The organism is Nosocomiicoccus sp. HMSC059G07, from assembly GCF_001815515.1.
Classification (GTDB): domain Bacteria; phylum Bacillota; class Bacilli; order Staphylococcales; family Salinicoccaceae; genus Nosocomiicoccus; species Nosocomiicoccus ampullae_A.
The window spans coordinates 1-20929 of record NZ_KV820810.1 but is presented as its reverse complement, the minus strand read 5'-3'; the positions used below and the strand labels follow the sequence as shown (position 1 = coordinate 20929).

Sequence of the window (20929 nt, the reverse complement as noted above, 5' to 3'; positions counted from 1 at the left end):
TAAGGCACTTTATCTATGATAAAGTGCCTTTTATAAATTATGTATTAGAAAAAGGAGAGGATTAGAAAAGTGGATAAATATTTAATTCCTAAAGATATAAAATCGCAAATCAAATTTGGGCTATTTAACTTATCTGACATTGTCGTAATTTTCGCTGTGATGGCACTATGGTATATATTAATCCAGCAAACGTCTTTTGGATTCTTAATAAATTTAATGTTATTTATTGGACATGGAATTTTTGCTTTATTTTTAATCATGAGAACAAAAGATAATCCAGATCGACCAAGAATATCAATCATGTTATCAGCATTACTAAATCAAGATGATACAAATTATCACTCAATTGATTATAACAAATATAAAAACCATTCAAATTGAATGGTTATTTTTATAGGAGGAAAAAATGAACGAAACTGAATCAAGATTAATACCAAGTAGAATACAAAAAATAGAACAAGATAAAATCGAACTCGCAAAAATAAAGATACCGACTACATTCTTATCTGTTTCTCCATATAAAAGAATAGTAGAAATGGATTCTAACACGTTTAATGAAACGGTGATTCAAATGAGTAACGATACGTACGTACAAATATATAAATATAAATCGTACGATCTAAATTTATTAAATGTAGAAGAAAAAAGAATACTAATCCAGCAATTCGCTAACTTTTTAAGAATCTATAGTGATGACATTAAGAATGTAAGTCTAATGTTCCCCGTAAACACAACTGAACAACAAAATTACTGGATGATGAAGTACGAACATGCAAAAACACAAATCCAAAAGGAATTATCAGCGGAAAGATTATTAAGATTAAAAGCCATTCAAACACACTTTAAAACACAAACACATTATTGTTATATCTTCTCTAATACTATTCAAGAAATGGAAGATAAGATGAGAAATATAAATCAATATCATTCGCTAATAGAGTCCAAACCATTAACGAGAGAAGAAAAAGAACAGTTATTGTATAGGCTAAACAACCAAGAACCAGAATAATATATAACATATAATATATATGTTATATATTATATTTTATATAATATAAAGGAGTAGTATATGTTAAGTATATTTAATAAAAAACAAACAGAAACAATAAAGAAGAAACCAGAACACTACGCATTAGATGGTTATGACTTAGATTTTATCGCTCGTATACAGCCACAAGGTGGTATTAAGTTTAAAGAAAGATATGTGGAGAACGGAATCGGTTATCAGGGGTGTATCTTACTATATGATTTTCCTAATGATGTGACGGGTCATTGGTTAAATTCCATCATTAATATGGAGGGAACGATTGGTATTGTCGATTATGGAACAGAAGATAATGCAGAAGTAATGAATACACTAAATCGTTCCGTTAGAGAGCAACATTCCCGTATTTTAGAATCGAAAAATGCGTTATCGAGAAATGAATATCAAAATACTTATCGAAACCTTATGGATATTGGGGAAGCGATTAATCAATATGGTGAAGTTATTAAAAATATGAATATACGTTTATATATTACAGGATCATCACAAGTTGACTTAGATAAAAAGGTCGCTAAAATCCGTAAAGAATTGCAGTCCAAAGGTTTTAAGGGTCAGATGATGATGTTCGAATCAAAAGATAACTATTTATGTATGGCATATAATTTAACAGAACAGAAAAAACAGTTATCTTACTACAGAAAAGGAAAAGCGAATGTTCCAGCTTCAACAGCAGGGGCAAGTTATTATATGAACCACACAGAGCTAATGGATCCTAATGGAGCTTATTTAGGAACAACGATGACAGATGGTACAGTGCTTCTTGATATGTTCCAAGCAGATAGTAAGCGTACGTATTATAACTCAATTATTTTTGGTGCGATGGGTAAAGGTAAATCTACGCTCATGAAAATGTTATTTGAAGATCAAAACGCTAGAGGACATATGATTAGAGGTTTCGACATTGCAGGTGACTTTAGAGAAGTTGTGCGTTACAACGGTGGTCAAATGATTTCTTTAAGTGGTAGTGGAGGAATCATTAATATGTTAGAAGTGTTCGCTACAGCAACAACCGAAACAGAAGATGATCACCAAGAACTAATCGTTGATGAAAAAGCATCATTTTCAGCTCACTTATCTAAATTAAAAATGCAATTAAAAATATTAAATTCAGATTTATCCGAAACAGACTTAACGGATTATGCAAACTGGTTAAGAGAATTTTATATTGAATTTGGTCTACTACCAAGCTCAATTGAAGAAGATTATAAAATAACGGGACTAGATCCAAAACAATATCCTGTCTTAAGTGACTTACTCTCATTTTTAGAAAGTAAAGATACAGAGGGATATTCGATTGAAAAAAACCGAACTTTAGAAAAAGTCATATCCACAATTAAAGAAATGGTAGAGCAAAACGGTAATTTATTTAACGGACATACAACAATCCCAGACATATTATATGAACCAATCGTGTTTTTTGATATTAAAGGTTTAATGGACTATGGATTACCAATTTTCCAGACACAAATTTATACAGCGATTTCTATGATATGGTCACATGCACTATATCACGGACAACAAAGTAAGAAACAAATTGAGAATCCAGATATTGATAACGATACAGTACAGCGTTTCATGGTTTTTATTGACGAATGTCATAACATTATTAACGCAAACAACAGAGAGGTTGTTCAATTCACAAAAAACTTTATGAAAGAAATGCGTAAATATATGGCAGGTATTCAATTAGCAACGCAGTCACCACAGGAATTATTGCCAGACGGAAATGAATTAATTGTAAATGACTTAAAACAGATTTTTGAGTTAACACAATATAAATTTTTATTAGGAATGGATCAGTCAACATTAGATAAATTAGAAGACGTGCTAGGCGATACAATCAAAGAATCTGAATATGAATTAATACCAAACTTAGAACGTGGACAAGCGATACTTTCAATTTCTGGAGATTCAATCGTATTTAACGTAATGCCAACACAAGAACAACTAGATCGCTTTGAAGGTGGATTATAAAAAACTAAATTATTATTCTACTACTAATGAAAGCCCGATTTTATATACTTATAAAATCGGGCTTTTTTAACGTATAAAGACATGGAAGAAACGCTAATGCATTTCTTTAATTCGTTCGTTTTCACTCACTCTTATTTTTCGTGTTTCGATTGATATTTATTTACTTTGCATACTAGCATCTCTTCACTTATATATTGCAAGTCCAAGCACTTCGTGTGCTAAAGCAGACTTGCAATACCGTTACGAGATGCTTTGACGTATGCGTAAATAAAATATCATCTACACACTCAAAATAATAAGAGTGGTAGAAAAAAGGAGCAATCAATAATGAATATTTTAAATCAAGAATTATATTATCAACCCAATGAAGAAACTAGCGAACTAGAGTTATTTATTAATTGTGTAAGACTATCACAAGAATTTAAACAGGAATACCAATTATCAAAAGAGGAAACTAAAAGAAATGCTGAAAAGTTATTCAACTTTTTTAATGAAAAAGTGTATCAAGAATATGGAGTGAAAATATTTGAAGATGACCCATATTTAGAAAGTGATAATGGTACAACATTTAATATGTTAGCAGGGAATTATTGGTTCGTATTTAATTAAGTAATAAGTAGGGGCATTAAGATGTTCCTACTTTTCTAATCTCCATGAAAGCCCGATTTTATAAATAAAATCGGGCTTTTTATTGCATAAGTGCATGGAAGAAACGCTGATCGCGTTTCTTTTATCCGTTCGTTATCACTCACTCTTATTTTTCGTGTTCCGATTGATATTTATTTACTTTGCATACTAGCATCTCTTCACTTATATATTGCAAGTCCAAGCACTGCGTGTGCTAAAGCAGACTTGCAATATCGTTTCGAGATGCTCTAGACGTATGCGTAAATAAAATATCATCTACACACTCAAAATATAAGAGTGGTAGAAAAAAAGGAATGGTGTTTATGTTATTCAAAATTAAAATTAAAGAATTGGGCAACCGTTACTATGATTTAACAAAAAGAGATGAAAGAAAAGAACTGTATGATGCACTAGATAGCTTAGAAGATCCATTTAGCTATAGCGTAGTTGACTTAAAAACAGATGAAGATTGGGCAGATTTTGACAGTGATACAAACTTAGACGATGTTGTTGCAGTAATGACAGAGCTTAAAAAATTAACAGATAATCAATATGAAATCTTTATACAAGAAGTAAAACAACGCATTGAATCACCGATGGATATAATTTTAAGAATAAAATAAATTTGAAAGTAGGAAAATAAATGTTTAACAATGTTAGTTTATCTGGAAGAATTGCAAAAGAAATTAAAGTTTTTGAAAATGAAAAAAATAGAGTAGGAGTGTTTACATTAGCAGTACAAAGACCATTTAAAAATAAGGAGGATGAGTACGAAACAGATTTCATTAGAATAGTAGTATTTAATTACAACGTGGAGATTTTAGAAAAATATACCGATAAAGGCAGTTTAATTGGTGTAGAGGGAAGAGTACAAACAAGTAGTTACGTTAATAAAGATGGAGAGAAAGTATATACCACTGAAATTGTAGGTAAACGAATTATCTTATTAGAAACAAAAGAACAAAGAGAAAAAAGAAAGGGAAATAAAGAATTAGAAAAAGTAGATAGTTATTCAGAAGATGAAAATGATTCATACGAAAACTATCTATCAAACATTCAAGATGACGATTTACCGTTCTAAATATTATTTATTGTAAGGAGTGTTAAAAATGACAACTAAATTTGATAATAAGAAGGGTGTTGTGTGGAAGTGATTATTTATGAAGATGCTAAGATATACAAAAAAGGTGTTGTGAATTTCTGTCTAATTATTACGTGTGTAGGTATTATATTATTATCAACGATTACGATGGATTTAGCTATGAAGTTAGAAGAAACATCTCATCTCGTATTGAATCCTAACATGATTGCGAGTTTAAGCATTTCTGTAATGACTCTTTCCACAATCGTGTTGGTGGGATATATGATTTATTTACTCTGTCGTGGTGTGTATCGGTTATTTAATTTAATTCGAGATGGAGATAATGAATACGAGAAAAGCTTTTTTATGGGGATATATGATGCGTGTCGTCTGTTACGTTTTGATTTAAAAGTTATTTCCATTAAAACAGATGATGGTGTTGATATTAAAGATTTATCTGATGTTTCAAAGCTATCTAAAGATGACATATTGTGGGTAGAAATTGAAAGTTTATCAAATACAAAATTTTTCATTTCACCAACGCGTTCAAATCGTGAATTGCTACAATCAATCATTGATGTTTATTTAAAGAATGGTGATGTGAACATTGAGTTAGATGCTGTAGATGTACGAGATAAAAATATGAAATTGATTACACCAATTGAAGAGATGGAGACATTCTCTTTACTCAATGATAAAATTTTGAAATACATTCAAGTTAAAGAAGGGTAGGATGTTAGTATGATTAATTACGATAGAAAAAAGCATTATATGAATAAACCAATTGGACATATGTTTTGGGGAACGTTAATACATTCATAATTCTTTCGATTATTTATCTTTATTACAAGCACTTATTTTTAAAATAAGTGCTTTTTTTATTGTAAGGGGTGTGACTATGGCAAAAGAAAAAAGTTTAGTACGAAAGCAATTAGAAAAAAAACTAAAAAAGAAAATTGCTTTATGGATCACAGGAACAATTGGAGTAACTGGTGGTGCAATTTTAATTGGTATGTTCATGCTTTTGTTAATAATCATGGCATTTCTACCAATTTTTGGTGCACTCAGTGCTGATGAAGAAGAAAAAGCACAAGCTCAAACTCTTGTCGGGGCTAATTTACCACCAGAGGTTTTAAAATATAAAGATGATGTATTAGCTGAGATGAAAGTACAAGGTTTAAAAGATTTTCATTTAGATATTTTATTAGCCATTATGGCACAAGAATCAGGTGGACGAGTTACAGATGTATTTCAGGCATCCGAATCTTTAGGAAAACCACCTAACTCTATTAGTACAAGTGAATCTATTAAACAAGGTGTAAAGTATTACGGAGAATTAGTAAAAGCTGTAGGAATGACAGAAAAATTTGATTTAGATCAAACAAAACTTATTTTACAGTCATACAACTTTGGTTCTGGATTTATTGATTATGCAAAACGTATGAATGATGGTAAGTATTCTAAACAACTTGCAAAAAATTTTTCTGCTACACAAGCAAGTAATTTAGGTTGGAGTTCGTATGGTGACGTTAATTATGTAGAGAATGTTATGAAATATTTTAATACTGGTAATTCAAGTATTGAATTATTGACAGGAAATTTTAAATCACCAAATACAAGTAGTTATTCTAACAGTTACTTAACTGGACACTGTACATGGTATGTTGCTGGTAGACGTCATGAGTTAGGTGCAGGTTTACCAAGCAACTTAGGAGATGCTTGGATGTGGGTTGGTAACGCAAAAGCACAAGGTATTAAAGTAAATAATACCCCTAAAGCAGGTACGGCTGTTGTGTGGCAAAGAAATCAATATGGAGCTGACAGTTATTATGGTCACGTTGGTTTTGTCGAAGAAGTTAAATCTAACGGAGATATTATTGTTTCTGAAATGAACGTTGTAGGATTGAATGTTTTAAGTTATAGAACAATCCCAGCGAGCCAAGCAAACAATTTATCTTATGTATATTAGGAGGAAATTATATGAATAATAAAAAGGTTTTATTTTTTATTGTAGGAGTGGTTTTAGTTTTTACCGTTCCTTTTTTCTTACTGAACAAAAATATAAAAAGTTTACAGGTAGAAAATAAATATTTAAAGGATGAGTTAAATATTTTAGAAAAAGAAAAACAAAGTATGGAAAAAGATATAGAAATAGTTGAGGTTGAAAAAGAAGATAATGATGAATCGGAACAAAGCACATTAAACGATAATGAAATGATTGAAGATTTTTCTTTAGAATTTGTAAATTTAATGTTTAATCGTTTAAACAATAGTGATGTAGAAAAGTTAAAAGACTTAACAGAAAGTGAAGCAACAACTTTTTTAGAACGTAGAGGTTATTTTAAATCTGTAGATGATAATTCTAATATCCCTAAAAGTAACGTTGAAGAAATAAAAGTGTACACGAAAGATATTACAAAAAATAAAAAAGATGTTGTGATCGTTTATGGAACAAAAGTTGATGGTGATTCTGTTACAAACTATGGAATCTATCACTTAGAAGTTGAAATTAAAACAGATGGTAGTTTGATTGCAACTAATATGTATGGAGATAATCCATTAATGAATCCAGAGATAGAATTGTTTTTTGGTAAAGAAGCAGTAGATCAATAAAAAAATTTTTCTGCTACAGGGGGTGACATTATGAAAGATATTTTTATTGACTTAAAAAACACTTATAAAAATAATATCGGAAAGTTTTATGTTGGTTTAATCTTTCTAATTATATTTTCGTATATGTGTTTAATTATTTTAAATACTTTTAAACCAGAAGAAGCAATTAGACAAACTATGGATAGTGGAGAAAGAATTTCTTTTGAAGGAGAAGAATTAACTTATATAGAATCTATTTATAATCCGAACGAAAACGAATTAGAAATTTTATTTGGAATAAACAGTGTAGGTTCTTTATTCAGTGATAAGAATCTAAAAGCAAAAGCAGTAATTCAAAAAGATAGAACAAAAAACAAAGAGGTAACTGTAAAAAAAGTAAATCCACAAATTATTTCTATGAAGATAAAAGATGTTCCTTCAAATTATTTACTGGCAAGATTAACAACTTCTTTTAAAAAAGTTGGCAGTGATTCATCAAAAGAGAATGTATCTTATATTTCTCATGAAAGTATTTCTGATAAAAAGTTCTCTGAAAAAGATTATTTAGAGTATGCAATTAGTTTTAAATCTTCGTTCGTAGAAAGCGAAATTGAAAATTTAAATCAAAAATTAATTCAACTCGATGAAGAAATTAAATCAAAAGAAGAAAATATTTCTGAATTAAAAAGTTCAGATAGTTTACTTACTGAACAAGAAAAAAACAAAGTCGATACGCAGATCGAAACTTTTACTAAGCAAATTGATTTAATTGAAGACCAAAAAAAGAAAATTAAAAATGAAATTCAAGAAAGAGAACGTCAATTAGATGAATATAAAGGTGGTAATAGCTAACAAACACAGGGTTTTTATAGCTTTTATTTAAAGAGCATAAGGGACAATAATATCACTTTAAAGTTTTAAAGTGATAGGTTGGCAGTGCCAACCATTGTCCTATTAAGGTTTAAATAGTGAGTCAACTTGGTTCAGAAATGATATTACTTAAATTCAATTATGACCCTAATTGGCTCACTCTTTTTATTTTTAAAGTGTATTTATAAACTGTCTGAACCCGATTGACTCACTTCTTTTTAATTAAATATTATGGAAAATTAGGAGGGAAATAGCGTTTATGAAGTTTTTATTAAGGATTCCAGATGAAGTACATGCTTATTTTTCTGTAAAAGCAAAAGAAAAAAATATTTCCATGAATGAATATTTTAATTTGATTTTAGAAAATGAAATGACAAGTCAAACAATGTATTCTAATCAATTAGAAATACAACGATTACTTGTCGAACTAAAAAGCGTATTAAATAATCAAGTAAAAGTTATTGATGAAAATAATAAGTGGAATGAAATTCAAACAAATATTATTTATGAATTATTAGGAGTTGAAGAAAATGAATAAAAAAAAGAAGAGGATATATTTTTATTTAAGTGAAAATGAGCTTAACGAATTAGAAGAACATTTAAGAGAATGGAGTAGTAAATATAGTGACAGAACGGAATTTATTAATAAAGCAATCTCTAATTTAATTTCTTTAGATGAAAATAAATCAGTTGATTTATTAAAAATGAATGAAGAAGTTAAAAGATTAAAGACATTATTAGAACTCAACTTACAATTTACTTATTCCATGATGGAACGTCAGGAACTTAAAGTATCTAATTTATATTATGGAGATTCTTTAAGAGCAATCAAAGGTAAAGAAGCTATTAATGGACATTACAGAAATAAATTAATGAACGAGAATAAAATTCAAACTAAAAATAATGTAGTAGAAGAAAATAAAAACAAAAACAGAATTACAATCGATGATCTATAGGAGATGATATTTTGTATAAAACAGAAAGAATAAATTTTGCATTAGACGAGAAATTTAAAAAACAAATTGATGATCATGTAAAAATGTTTAGTGATAAATATGAAGATCGTACAGATTTTTTAAATTTAGCTATTAGAAATTTAATTGAAGAAGACACAGGTGTAACAACTAAAGAAGCCTTATTAAATTTAACACAAGAGATTAGTGATTTAAAAATTCTAATAAATATAGCAGTTAGAAACACAAATAATACATCTTATAAAAATAATTCAACAGGTGGATACCAATATAGGAGGGATTAGTTGAAAGCAGGAGTAATTTTAACAAGTGACTTTGTCGTAGGGAATAAGAAATCATTTGAAAATTATATCCGTTATATTGATCGTAAAGAAGCGAAGCAAAAAGATTTTCCAGATGAATTTGAACCTATCATCGATGAAAAATTTGAAAAATATTTAGATTATATGAATCGTGAAACAGCAAAACAAAATAATAAACAAGACAAAAGCACAGGGTTATTTAATGAAAAAAGTGATTTACTGACTAAAGAAGAACGTAGGGAAGTTTATAAATCATTTAGAACTGCTCAAAAAAATAACTCTGTGCTTTGGCGTGATGTGTATTCTTTTGATACACGCTGGTTAGAACAAAATGATTTATTAGTTTATAGAAAATTAAATGAAGAAAAAATTAAAGATGCTGTTAGAAATTCAATGCATACTTTTATTAAAGAAGAAAATCTAGATAAAAATAACATCATATGGGCTGGTGAGATTCATTACAATACAGATAATTACCATGTTCATGTTGCGATTTCTGAAAAAGAAAACAGCAGAGAGATGATCACCTATAAACGAAAAGATGAAAATAATAATTTTATTGAAGTTACAGAGCCTAAAGGCAAACGAAAAAATAAAACAAATTCAAAAATGAAATCATCATTTATTCATCACCTTGTAGAAAGAAATAAAAGTTTAGAACAGTTAAATCAATTGAGAAATACTTTAAATAAATCTATTCACATTGATGAAAGTACATTAGAACAGCGAAAACGACTAAATAAAATTATTTCACTTTTACCAGAAAAAGAAAATGAGTGGTCATACAATCATCACAGCATGAAGCATTTAAAAAAGGACATAGATGAGTATACTGAAACATTTTTAAAGCAACATTGTTCTAAAGAGTTCGATGAATATAGAAGAGTACTCTTAAGAGAGGAACAATTTTATAAAGAAGTCTATGGTTCAAAAAGTGATTATCAGTCATATTCTAAAAATAAATATGATGAATTAAAATCACGTATGGGCAACGAATTGTTACGTAATATTAAAAATAATAAATCTTATGTAGAAGAAAAATTAGGTGTCGAGTTAAATAGACCACCTTCAATTTCTAATAAGAAGAATAAAGAAATATTACAAAATACTTTTCTGAATCATGTAACTGAAAGTAGTAGGTATAGATCGTCAAATAAACCAATCTTTAGAATTGTAAGATACAGAGATACTGAATTTAAAATAAAATTAGGTAGTCCAATCATACGCAAACCACGATTGGTTAAACAGCATGAATTTAGACGTATTCAAAATTTATTTAATAATAGAAGAAGACAGAAAGAAGTCGAAGCAGAACATCAAAATCTTGAAGAACGTATTAGAAGAATTAATGAGCAGGAACAGGAATTATAAATTAAATATAAATAGTATTGAGCAATATACAAATGTATATTGCTCTTTTTTATTTTAAAGGAGATATACAAATGAAAGATTTTAATTTTGAAGGCATGGATAAAGAAACAAGAATAGAAATAATGGAAGCACTCATTGAACAATTGCACGAAGATGGTGCTTATTTTACAAAAGATGAACTAGATATTGAAGAACAAGAATATCAAATTGAACAAGATGAATTAGAACATAATATTAATGAAGAATTTGAGATGACAGATGATTTAAATCAAAGTTTATGGATTACTCCTGATAACCAACTCTTATCTGGTTATTCAGGAAATGGTATTCGTTCAATAGATCATAGAGCTTTATTAGACTTTTATAACTTAGATAGACAGGATACTAAAAGTTGGGACAAGTTACATGAAATGGGTTATGTAAGAGTTATACCAGAAACTGAATATGCTTTGATATATGAGAACCAACCTTTGTCTGAAGAACAAAAAGAATTAATCGAATCTTATAACTATAAAATTGAACCTTACGGGGTTATTAAAGATGAACAAGAGTTAGAAGAAGAAGCATATTATGATTTACTTGAACAATATGCAGAAGAATATTTAATTGAAAATAAAGATGATAAAGAAAAATATATTACAGTTATCGGAGTAAAGAATAGCGAAGTTGCTTTTACAAGTAACTTAAAAGAATTTGAAGATGAATATCATGATTATGAAGTAGATCATTACTTAATGCTTCATCATAATAAAAATGTTTACTCTATAAAAGATAGACCTGAATACGAAAGGGGAATTAAAGATAACCCTTTGTCTAAAAAGTATGAAACGTTATTAAGACAAACACGTGTCGGTGGTATTAGGAATGATGAGCTGGAAAAACAAGCAAAACAGAACCAGCAATCACTAGAATAAATTTCTGAAAAAGGAGCTTATGTATGAGTACTGTTATTATTGCAGAAAAACCATCACAAGCAAAATCATATGCTGATGCTTTTAAGATTAAGAATAGAACTAAACATTATATTGAATTAAATTCCTGTAATACATTCCCTAACGGAGCATTTTTAACGTGGGGAATCGGTCATTTAGTTCAATTAAAATATCCTAAAGAATATAACAAACCGATCAATACATGGGATTTATCCAATTTACCCTTTATGCCGAACTATTTTGAATACAAGGTTGATCCTAAAAAATATTCACAATACAATGCAGTCAAACAATTATGTATAAATGCAGATTTAATAATCAATGCATGTGATGTTGATCGTGAGGGTAGTAATATATTTTATTTAATATTAGAACATGCAGGTATTAGAGATAAACGTATACAAAGACTCTGGATAAATTCATTAGAAGTAGATGTAATACGTAAAGGATTTAATCAACTACAAGATAATAAAAAAGATTATCTTATGTATCAAGAGGCAAAAGCACGTATGCTAAGTGATTATTTAATAGGTATGAATTTAAGTCCTTTATATAGTTTAAAGCTATCTAAAATAGCTAATTTTGAAAGTACATTTGGTGTTGGAAGAGTTCAAACACCGACTTTATCAATGATATATCATAGACAACTCGAAATTGAAAATTTCAAATCAGAACCATTTTTTGAAATTCATGCAGATTGTAGTAAAGATGAACAACAATTCACAGCTAAAATGAAGTTGAAAGAAAAAGATAAATGTGTTGTCGATAAAATTTTTGAAGATATAAGATTTAAAGACTATGCAAGAGTGAAAGATATTAAACGCACTCAAAAAGAAAAACAAGCACCAAAGTTACATTCTTTAAGTACTTTACAGACTAAGGCGAATAAGTTATGGAAATATAGTCCTAAAGAAACGTTGTCTATCGTACAGAAATTATATGAGGCAAAATTAGTAAGTTATCCTAGAACCGATTGTCAGTTTATTACGGAACAAGAGTTTCAATATCTAAATGAAAATCTTGAGAGCTATCTTAATATGTTCAATATAAGTAGTGAATTAATTGATAATCGTTCTATGAGAAAACGTTTTGTGAATAATTCAGCAGTTCAAGAGCACTATGCAATTATATTAACGAGAACAGCTGATGTAGAAAAAATAAATATATTAAGTGATAAAGAACGTAATATATATGAAGAAATTTATAATACTACAATAGCTATGTTTCTAAAGGAGTATATATATGAAGAAACTGATGTAGAACTGATTATTGATGATCATTCTTTCTATAGTAGAGGTAAAGTTGATAAACAATTGGGTTGGAAAGAGTTATTCAATCAAAAAGAGAATACAGAAAGTATATTACCAGAAATGACTATAGGTGAAATGGTTAAAGCAAAACCATTTATCTATGAGGGTATGACACAACCCCCATCTCTATATACTGAGGGTCAATTAATTAACTTAATGAAAAATTGTGGAAAATTATTAGAAGATGAAGACACAGAAATACTAAAAGAGGTTGAGGGAATTGGTACAGAGGCAACACGTGCGGATGTGATAGAAAAATTAAAGCACCATGACTATATAAAAACTCAAAAAAATAAAGTTGTAATTACTGATAAAGGACGATTATTAGCAAGAAGTGTACAAGGAACTCTATTATCAAGCCCTGAAATGACTGCAAAATGGGAGACCTCTTTAAAGAAAATAAGTGATCGTCAGCAAACCTTAGAAAACTTTATAAACAATACAAATAAATATATCCATCATCAAATAACTCAAATTGATAATGATTTTAAAAATAATCAATTAGTAAATAGTACGGGTCATTCGACAGTTGAAATAGATGATCCAAAAATGATAGGAGATTGTCCTAAATGTAAAACATCTGTCGTTAAAGAAATAAAGGGCAAAAAAAGTATTTTCTATGCTTGTCAAAATAAAGATTGTGACTTTATTATTTTCAAAAATACTTTTGGAAAAAATATCTCTACTACAGTTGTAAAAGAGTTGATAACAAAAGGAAGCACTAAAAATAAAGTAAAAGGTTTTGTGTCAAAAAAAGGTACGAACTATGATGCGTATTTAACATTAGATGAAGAATATAAAGTATCATTATTATTCGATAAAAAGGGGGGTTAGATATTGAACTATCATGAATTAATAGAAGAAAATATGAAGAAGCGAAAAAAACGTAAATCAATGATTATTACAGTCGTTGTTATGTTAATTCCAGCATTACTTTTATTACTCTACCAACCATTTAATTTCTACTTAAAAGACCCTCATATTATTAAAGAAGCACAAGCAATTGCACAAGAAAATTATGACGAAACTACAGTAGATAATAATGAACAATGGCTTGAAAGTATATGGAAACAAACTAGTAAAAATTCTAATGGTGATCTTATAGAAACAAAAGAAATGGCAGATAATAATTTAACGTATGATTGGTCACAAGTTAAATTTATTAGTAGCATACCAAGTAATGCATCAGTAAATAAATCATTATATCGTGGACAATTATTCATTCCAGAACTTAATATGAATTTACCAATTGTCGAGGGTGTAAGTAACGAAAATCTATATACAGGTGCTTCAACTATGAAGCCGAATATGGTGTTAGGTAAAGGTAATTATTCAGTTGCAGGACATTTAATGCCAGATCCAAATACTTTATTTAGTCCACTTAAACGTGCTGAAAAAGGTATGTATATATATGCTACTGATAAAAAGGATGTTTATATTTATGAAATAGAACAAATAGAATATGTTGATCCATCGCAAATTGAATGGATTGAAGATGATGAAGATAAAACATTAATTACCTTAGTGACTTGTGGAACATTAGATGGTGTAAATCGTCTTATCGTGCAAGGTAATTTTATTAAAAGTCAGTCAATAGATAGTTTTGAGCAAGAACTCGCTGATAGTTACATTCATTGAGAGAATATTTCAATATTCTCTCTTTTTTATGCTTTTTTTATGATTCACAAAAAAACAGCTTATTTTAAGGGGGTGTAATGATTCGAAAATATTTTTTGAATGTTATTAGTCCTAGAAGTATTAAACGCTGTTAAAAACGCTGTATCAAATTATTTAGAAAAATTGGAGGAATTTTAATGAGTTTATTTGATGAAAAGGGTAGATTAACCGATGAAGCAGTATCATATGCTAAAAACGTACCGATTGTAGAATATTTAGAAGAACAAGGTTATTTATTAACTCAACAAGGTAATAGCAAGTATTTTAATTTAGATGATCATGATAGTTTTGTAGTAGATGCAGAGAAAAATATGTACTTTTGGAACTCACGTCAACGTGGAGGTAATATCATTAATTTACTACAAGATGAAGAACTTTTTGGTATGAAATTTAGAGAAGCAGTAATAGAATTAAACTCTAAAAATAATCAACGTATTCAAAGTGATCACGGTATAAATTGGAAACAGAAAAAAGAAAAAGAACCATACGCTTTTCCACTCGATAATATGGTTAAAGATCCAAGCAAAGTAAGAGAGTACTTAATAAATGATAGGAAGTTAAATCCAGATCTCGTAAATACTTTAATTAGTAAAGGATTAATACGGCAAGACGAAAGAAATAATGCTGTATATCCTTGGGTAAATAATGGAGAAATTGTAGGACATAACTCAGAGGGTAGTTATAAAAAACAAGATGGCGGAAGATATAAGCATATTGCAAGTGGTGCTAATAATGACTATGGATTTTCATTCAAAACAAGTCCAAATAAAGATATTAGAAACCTTTACTTTTTTGAAAGTGAGGTAGATGCGATTAGTTATGCTTCTTTAAACGGATTAACACCAAATTCTAAGTATATCTCTATGCGTGGTGTCAATAATCCCGATATAATTTATCAGCAAATTTTAGAAGTTGGACAAAATACAGGGAAAATTCCAAACGTTGTATACGGGGTAGACAATGATGAAGCAGGTTTAAGTTTTAATCAAGATAGAATAGAAAACAACTTATCTCATCATGAACAAGGTGAAATGCCAATCTATTTTGCAGTTCCACCTCAAAGGGAAAATGTGAAAGATTGGAATGATGAACTAGTAAGAAGAAATGGACACCCTTATGAACAACATGAACGTAATATCCCTTTAAGTAAGAAGCAATATCTTCAAAATTATAGACATCAAGAAAGTAGTAAAGGTATGGAATTAGAATAATATTCTATATCAATCATATATATTATATGTTATAATTAAGTAAGATATTTTATTTACAATTAAGCACGGTGTCTTCGGACACCGTGCTTTTTTTATGTTCATAGTTCATTAAACGGTCGTTTTATGAACTCTTTTATTGATAGGTTGTAAATAGTCTATTTTCTATTGCTTTATAGTTCATTTACTCAGTATAATTATCTATGTACATATACTATAGTTTTAAAGGTTTAATGTACTTTATGTATTGAGTTTCTTCTATTATATAGTGTGATTTAGGGAGTGATGAAAATAACACGTATAGGATATGCCAGAGTATCAACTTTAGATCAGTCTTTAAATAGCCAAATGGATATGTTAAAAGAGAGTGGTTGCGAAAGAATTTTTTCAGAAAAAGTAAGTGGAAGAAAAGAACGACGTACAGAGCTTGATAAATGTTTTGACTATTTACGTTCTGGAGATACTTTAGTGATTACAAAGTTAGACCGTTTAGGCAGGACTACAAAACAATTAATTGAACTTGCACAAGAACTAGAAAATAGGGATATTGAGTTACATATATTAGATACAAATATTAATACGAATACAGCTATGGGTAAAATGTTTTTTACTATGATGAGTGCTTTTGCAGAGCTTGAAGCAAATCTCTTAAGTGAACGCACAAAAAAAGGTTTAGAATCTGCACGTGCAAGAGGCAGAAAAGGTGGAAGACCCCCGATTGATGAAGAAACTAGAGACTTAGTACGTAAACTCTACTATAGTAGAGAGTATACAATAGATGATATATGTAGAATGACAAAAGTTAGCAAGACAAGTGTTTATAATATAATTAAGATATATTAAATGTTTTTTTATAAATAAAGTTTTAAGAAAGTGAAGGTATCTAACAATGAACGAAGCAAGTACAGATTTATGGGTATATGAACTATTGAAAGATGCTAAAATTCAAGCGACACCTCAAGGTTCTAGTATAAAAGATGTTAAAGAAGCTTTAAAAACAGCATCTAAAAAGAAAAATAAAAATGTTGGTAGACCAGAATATATAGCAGTAGTTAAGGACTACTTAATAGTTATAGAGAATAAATATGATACAAATTATCACGTTAAAAAAGATGAAAATAATATTATAGATTTAAATGTAGATAATATTATAAACTATGCGGTTAATGGTGCTTTACATTATGGATTACACTTATCTAAACACACAAAATATAATAAGATTTTTTCAATAGGAGTATCAGGTAACGAAACCTATCATAAAATAACACCTATATTTATAGATGAAAGACAAGAATATAAAATTTTAGATGATATAGAGACATTTATTGACTTTTCCGAAGAGTTTATAGAAGAATATTATACATCTCAGGTTCTTGCTATAGAAACTCAAAGAGAAAAAGAGTCTATAAATATAGCTAAGTATGCGAAAGAACTACACGAAGATATGAGAAAATATGGGGCAGTTCAAGATAAAAACAAACCATTAATAGTAGCAGGTATATTATTAGCGTTAAGGGAAGCTGAAATTGACAAGAAAAATGTTAATGACTGGTTATCAGGTGATACAGTTAATACGGACGGTAAAAAAATATATGATGCTATTGATAACAATTTAGATAGAGAAAATGTTAGTCCAGAAGAAAAAAAGAGAGTTATGATGAGTCAATTTTCTCTATTTAAAGATGAAGAAAGATTAAATAGCAAAAATAGTTTTATTGATATGACTCCAATAAAACACTTCACGCTATTTATAAAAAATAAGGTTTATAGAAAAATTAAAAGCACCAGTACGTCTTTAGACTTTTTAGGCGTCTTTTATTCAGAGTTTATGAGTTACTCAGGAGGAGATGGACAGTCTTTAGGAATAATTCTAACACCTCAGCATATTACTGATTTAATGTGTGATTTAGTAAAAGTTACAAATGAAGATATTGTTTTTGATCCTACTGCAGGAACGGGGTCATTTTTAATATCTGCAATGCACAAGATGATAAATCAGACAGATGATGAGTATGAAATTCTTGATATTAAAAAAAATAAGTTGCATGGAATTGAGCTTCAACCATATATGTATACCGTAGCAAATACAAATATGTTAATACGTGGTGATGGAAAATCCAATATTAAATATGAAAACTTCTTAGAACAAAATCCAAAACAATTACAAATCAACAAAAAAGCAACAGTTGGACTAATGAATCCTCCATATAGTCAAGGTTCTAAAGAATCAAGTGAACTATATGAAATAAACTTTATAAAACATTTATTAGACAGTATGATGACAGATGGTAGAGTAGCTGTAATTGTACCAATATCAACTGTGACAGCAGATACAGGTGAACCACAAAAAATAAAAGAATATATATTAAAAAATCATACTTTAGAGGGCGTATTGACGATGAATAACGATACGTTTCATGGTGTAGGCACTAATACTGTTATAGCAGTATTTACAGCAGGGGTTCCTCACAATCCTAAAAAAGAAGTGAAGTTTATTAACTTTAAAGATGATGGTTTTATAGTTAGGAAACACATTGGTTTAATTGAAACTCAATCTTCTATAGATAAAAAGGAAAAGCTTATGAAAGTATGGAATGATGAGCTTGAGGCGGATTTAGATTTTTGTATTAAAACAACAATTAAAGCAAAAGATGAATGGATTCACAGTTTCTATTACTTTGATGATTCTCCAGTCACTGATAATGAATTAGATTCAACAATTAGTGATTATCTCACATTTAAAATAGATATGCTAAATAAAGGGAGAGGTTATCTATTTAGTCGTGAGGAGGGTGATCAAATTGAATAAATTAGAATGGAAAGAATTTTTCATAGGTGGAAAAGAAGGTGTTTTTGAGGTTAACGCAAGTCAATGTGAAATTGATGAAATTAATATTAAAAATAAAATAGGTAAAACACCATATATTACAAGAAGTAGTAAAAACAATGGGATAAAAGATTTCATTAGCGATTTTCAAGGTGAAAACATAGTAGCTAATGATGGTAATGCAATAGCAATAGGATTAGACACGCAGACTGTTACTTATCAAGAGAATGCTTTTTTTACTGGTCAAAATATTCAAGTTTTAAGACATAATAATTTAAATAAATATAACGCATTTTACATAATCCCTTTACTTGAAAAACAGTTGAAGTTTTTAGAATGGGGTGGAAATGGTGCGACATTGGAAAGATTAAATAGAATGAAAATTATGTTCCCTATAAAAAATAATGAGATTGATTGGGAATATATGAGTAACAAAGTAAAGGAATTATTTAATAATAAATTTAAATCATTATTGAACTCATTAAATAATGATTTAGATGAGTACAATGCTTTAATTATACAATGTCAAAATAAAGTTGATTTTAATGAAAGCTATCAAGAATACTTTATGGATGAAATTGTAAATATTAAAAGTGGTACAAGATTAACAAGAGCGAATATGATCAAAGGGAATACGCCATTTGTTGGAGCTACGGAAAGAAATAATGGTATTACAAATTATGTTTCAAATATAAATAAAAGTTTGGATAGAAATATACTTGGGGTTAATTACAACGGAAGTGTTTGTGAAGCTTTTTATCATCCGTACTTTACTTTATTTTCAGATGATGTTAAACGTATTTCTTTTAAGAACAAAGAATATAATAATGAACAATCATTATTGTACTTAGCAACAGCAATAAGGAAACAAAAGATAGCTTACAGCTATGGATATAAGTTTAAATCAGGAAGAATGAAAAGACAGAAAATTATACTCCCTACTAAAGAAAATAATGAATTAGACATAGAGTATATGAGATTTAAAGTTTTAAGTATACAAAAGAAAAAAACAGTGGAAAAAATAAAGTATATCGAAAGCATGTTAAATGAAATAAAATAATATATGTGAGTGAATTATAAAATTTGATTATATTAGTTACCTAATCAAAAGCACCTATTTGAATAAAAAGTAGGTGCTTTTGTTTGTATAAAAACAGAACTTTTATTGATTCTATATATGACATTACTAAAGGTGGTATTCAGATTAAGTTTTATAAAATATAAATTATACTTTATATCTTATAAAACTTTAATTTATATAAGATCATGGAAGAAACGCTGATCGCGTTTCTTTTATCCGTTCGTTATCACTCACTCTTATTTTTCGTGTTCCGATTGATATTTATTTACTTTGCATACTAGCATCTCTTCACTTATATATTGCAAGTCCAAGCACTGCGTGTGCTAAAGCAGACTTGCAATATCGTTTCGAGATGCTCTAGACGTATGCGTAAATAAAATATCATCTACACACTCAAAATATAAGAGTGGTAGAAAAAAGGAGTAATTAAAATGGGACAAAGAACACAAATTTTATTACAGAAAGTCAACAGTGAGGGGAACGTAAGGAATGAATTTTATCATTATCAATGGGGTTACGGTACAGTAATGTATAAAGAGCTCATGAGTTTTGTATTAGACATAGAAAACAATTTATATAATTCCTATCACAAGAGCAATGATATATTAAGTTTTTCATTAAGACAAAAGCAAAAAAAATTAAAAAACTTTGAAATGGAACAAGATTTTTATCAAGAGTGGTTAGAAACAATACAAAGTGAAGAAATATTTAATAAAAAGTTTATTAAAGAAATCATAAAATACGGAGACAATAATAATGGGTATTTAATTATTCAATTAGTAGAAAATAGTAACAGAGATTTAGAAATGAATTTTGCATTTGTAGATAACTCTACAGGCAAGATAACGGATTTCTTAACGTGGCAAGAATATGCTGAAAAACATGGTTTTAATTATATAGATGAACATTTCAAAAATATGTTTGAAAGTTTCATAAAATATTATGAAATAAATGATATGGCACAATTCCAATAATTTAATAAGCCTATGATTCATATTGAATCATAGGCTTATTATTTTATAAATGCATGGAAGAAACGCTGATCGCGTTTCTTTTAT

Annotated in this window: 22 protein-coding genes; all 22 read left to right on the top strand. The window is 28.7% G+C overall.

Annotated features, from left to right (window positions below; translation table 11 throughout):
* Window positions 1-69: 69 nt before the first annotated feature.
* The 22 genes from HMPREF3029_RS04600 (at window position 70) to HMPREF3029_RS04495 (ending at window position 20845) form a co-directional block, all read left to right on the top strand.
* A complete protein-coding gene (locus HMPREF3029_RS04600) occupies window positions 70-381 on the top strand; it encodes a hypothetical protein (protein WP_070710008.1) in 312 nt (103 codons plus the stop codon).
* A gap of 25 nt (window positions 382-406) precedes the next feature.
* Window positions 407-1009: a hypothetical protein gene (locus tag HMPREF3029_RS04595; RefSeq protein WP_070710007.1), complete on the top strand. Its 603-nt coding sequence runs from the start codon at window positions 407-409 to the stop codon at window positions 1007-1009.
* A gap of 60 nt (window positions 1010-1069) precedes the next feature.
* Window positions 1070-3019: a VirB4 family type IV secretion system protein gene (locus tag HMPREF3029_RS04590; protein WP_070710006.1), complete on the top strand. Its 1950-nt coding sequence runs from the start codon at window positions 1070-1072 to the stop codon at window positions 3017-3019.
* A 327-nt stretch (window positions 3020-3346) separates the two neighbouring features.
* The gene (locus HMPREF3029_RS04585; protein ID WP_070710005.1) at window positions 3347-3628 is read left to right on the top strand and encodes a hypothetical protein; all 282 of its coding nucleotides are present in this window, start codon (window positions 3347-3349) and stop codon (window positions 3626-3628) included.
* A gap of 341 nt (window positions 3629-3969) precedes the next feature.
* Window positions 3970-4269: a hypothetical protein gene (locus HMPREF3029_RS04580; RefSeq protein ID WP_070710004.1), complete on the top strand. Its 300-nt coding sequence runs from the start codon at window positions 3970-3972 to the stop codon at window positions 4267-4269.
* A gap of 20 nt (window positions 4270-4289) precedes the next feature.
* Window positions 4290-4727, top strand: a complete 438-nt coding sequence (gene ssb, locus HMPREF3029_RS04575; RefSeq protein WP_070710003.1) for a single-stranded DNA-binding protein — start codon at window positions 4290-4292, stop codon at window positions 4725-4727.
* A gap of 63 nt (window positions 4728-4790) precedes the next feature.
* Window positions 4791-5459: a hypothetical protein gene (locus tag HMPREF3029_RS04570; protein WP_070710002.1), complete on the top strand. Its 669-nt coding sequence runs from the start codon at window positions 4791-4793 to the stop codon at window positions 5457-5459.
* Between the two features lie 166 nt (window positions 5460-5625).
* On the top strand, window positions 5626-6696 hold the full coding sequence (locus HMPREF3029_RS04565; protein ID WP_070710001.1) for a lysozyme family protein: 1071 nt from the start codon (window positions 5626-5628) through the stop codon (window positions 6694-6696).
* Window positions 6697-6707: 11 nt separating this feature from the next.
* Entirely contained in the window at window positions 6708-7340 is a 633-nt protein-coding gene (locus HMPREF3029_RS04560; protein ID WP_070710000.1) for a hypothetical protein, read from the top strand.
* 30 nt (window positions 7341-7370) lie between these two features.
* Entirely contained in the window at window positions 7371-8171 is an 801-nt protein-coding gene (locus HMPREF3029_RS04555) for a hypothetical protein (protein ID WP_070709999.1), read from the top strand.
* A gap of 277 nt (window positions 8172-8448) precedes the next feature.
* Entirely contained in the window at window positions 8449-8727 is a 279-nt protein-coding gene (locus HMPREF3029_RS04550; protein WP_070709998.1) for a toxin-antitoxin system HicB family antitoxin, read from the top strand.
* Window positions 8720-9145: a hypothetical protein gene (locus HMPREF3029_RS04545; protein ID WP_070709997.1), complete on the top strand. Its 426-nt coding sequence runs from the start codon at window positions 8720-8722 to the stop codon at window positions 9143-9145. Before HMPREF3029_RS04550 ends, HMPREF3029_RS04545 begins: the two co-directional genes overlap by 8 nt.
* An 11-nt stretch (window positions 9146-9156) precedes the next feature.
* Window positions 9157-9447, top strand: a complete 291-nt coding sequence (locus HMPREF3029_RS04540; RefSeq protein ID WP_070709996.1) for a ribbon-helix-helix domain-containing protein — start codon at window positions 9157-9159, stop codon at window positions 9445-9447.
* Window positions 9448-10836: a MobP2 family relaxase gene (gene mobP2, locus HMPREF3029_RS04535; RefSeq protein WP_070709995.1), complete on the top strand. Its 1389-nt coding sequence runs from the start codon at window positions 9448-9450 to the stop codon at window positions 10834-10836.
* Window positions 10837-10907: 71 nt separating this feature from the next.
* The gene (locus HMPREF3029_RS04530; RefSeq protein WP_070709994.1) at window positions 10908-11750 is read left to right on the top strand and encodes a hypothetical protein; all 843 of its coding nucleotides are present in this window, start codon (window positions 10908-10910) and stop codon (window positions 11748-11750) included.
* A gap of 23 nt (window positions 11751-11773) precedes the next feature.
* The gene (topB, locus tag HMPREF3029_RS04525) at window positions 11774-13912 is read left to right on the top strand and encodes a type IA DNA topoisomerase (protein ID WP_070709993.1); all 2139 of its coding nucleotides are present in this window, start codon (window positions 11774-11776) and stop codon (window positions 13910-13912) included.
* 3 nt (window positions 13913-13915) lie between these two features.
* Window positions 13916-14716: a class A sortase gene (locus HMPREF3029_RS04520; protein ID WP_070709992.1), complete on the top strand. Its 801-nt coding sequence runs from the start codon at window positions 13916-13918 to the stop codon at window positions 14714-14716.
* A 176-nt stretch (window positions 14717-14892) separates the two neighbouring features.
* Window positions 14893-15966, top strand: a complete 1074-nt coding sequence (locus HMPREF3029_RS04515) for a DUF3991 and TOPRIM domain-containing protein (RefSeq protein WP_070709991.1) — start codon at window positions 14893-14895, stop codon at window positions 15964-15966.
* A 288-nt stretch (window positions 15967-16254) separates the two neighbouring features.
* Window positions 16255-16806 carry a recombinase family protein gene (locus HMPREF3029_RS04510; protein ID WP_070710022.1) on the top strand — a complete coding sequence of 184 codons (552 nt, stop codon included), beginning with the start codon at window positions 16255-16257 and terminating at the stop codon, window positions 16804-16806.
* A gap of 46 nt (window positions 16807-16852) precedes the next feature.
* Window positions 16853-18772: an HsdM family class I SAM-dependent methyltransferase gene (locus tag HMPREF3029_RS04505; protein WP_070709990.1), complete on the top strand. Its 1920-nt coding sequence runs from the start codon at window positions 16853-16855 to the stop codon at window positions 18770-18772.
* Window positions 18765-19850 (top strand): restriction endonuclease subunit S, encoded by a 1086-nt coding sequence (locus tag HMPREF3029_RS04500; protein ID WP_070709989.1) that lies wholly within the window; start codon window positions 18765-18767, stop codon window positions 19848-19850. The genes HMPREF3029_RS04505 and HMPREF3029_RS04500 overlap by 8 nt, the downstream gene beginning before the upstream one ends.
* 452 nt (window positions 19851-20302) lie before the next feature.
* Window positions 20303-20845 carry a hypothetical protein gene (locus HMPREF3029_RS04495; protein WP_070709988.1) on the top strand — a complete coding sequence of 181 codons (543 nt, stop codon included), beginning with the start codon at window positions 20303-20305 and terminating at the stop codon, window positions 20843-20845.
* The last annotated feature ends 84 nt before the right edge of the window (window positions 20846-20929 follow it).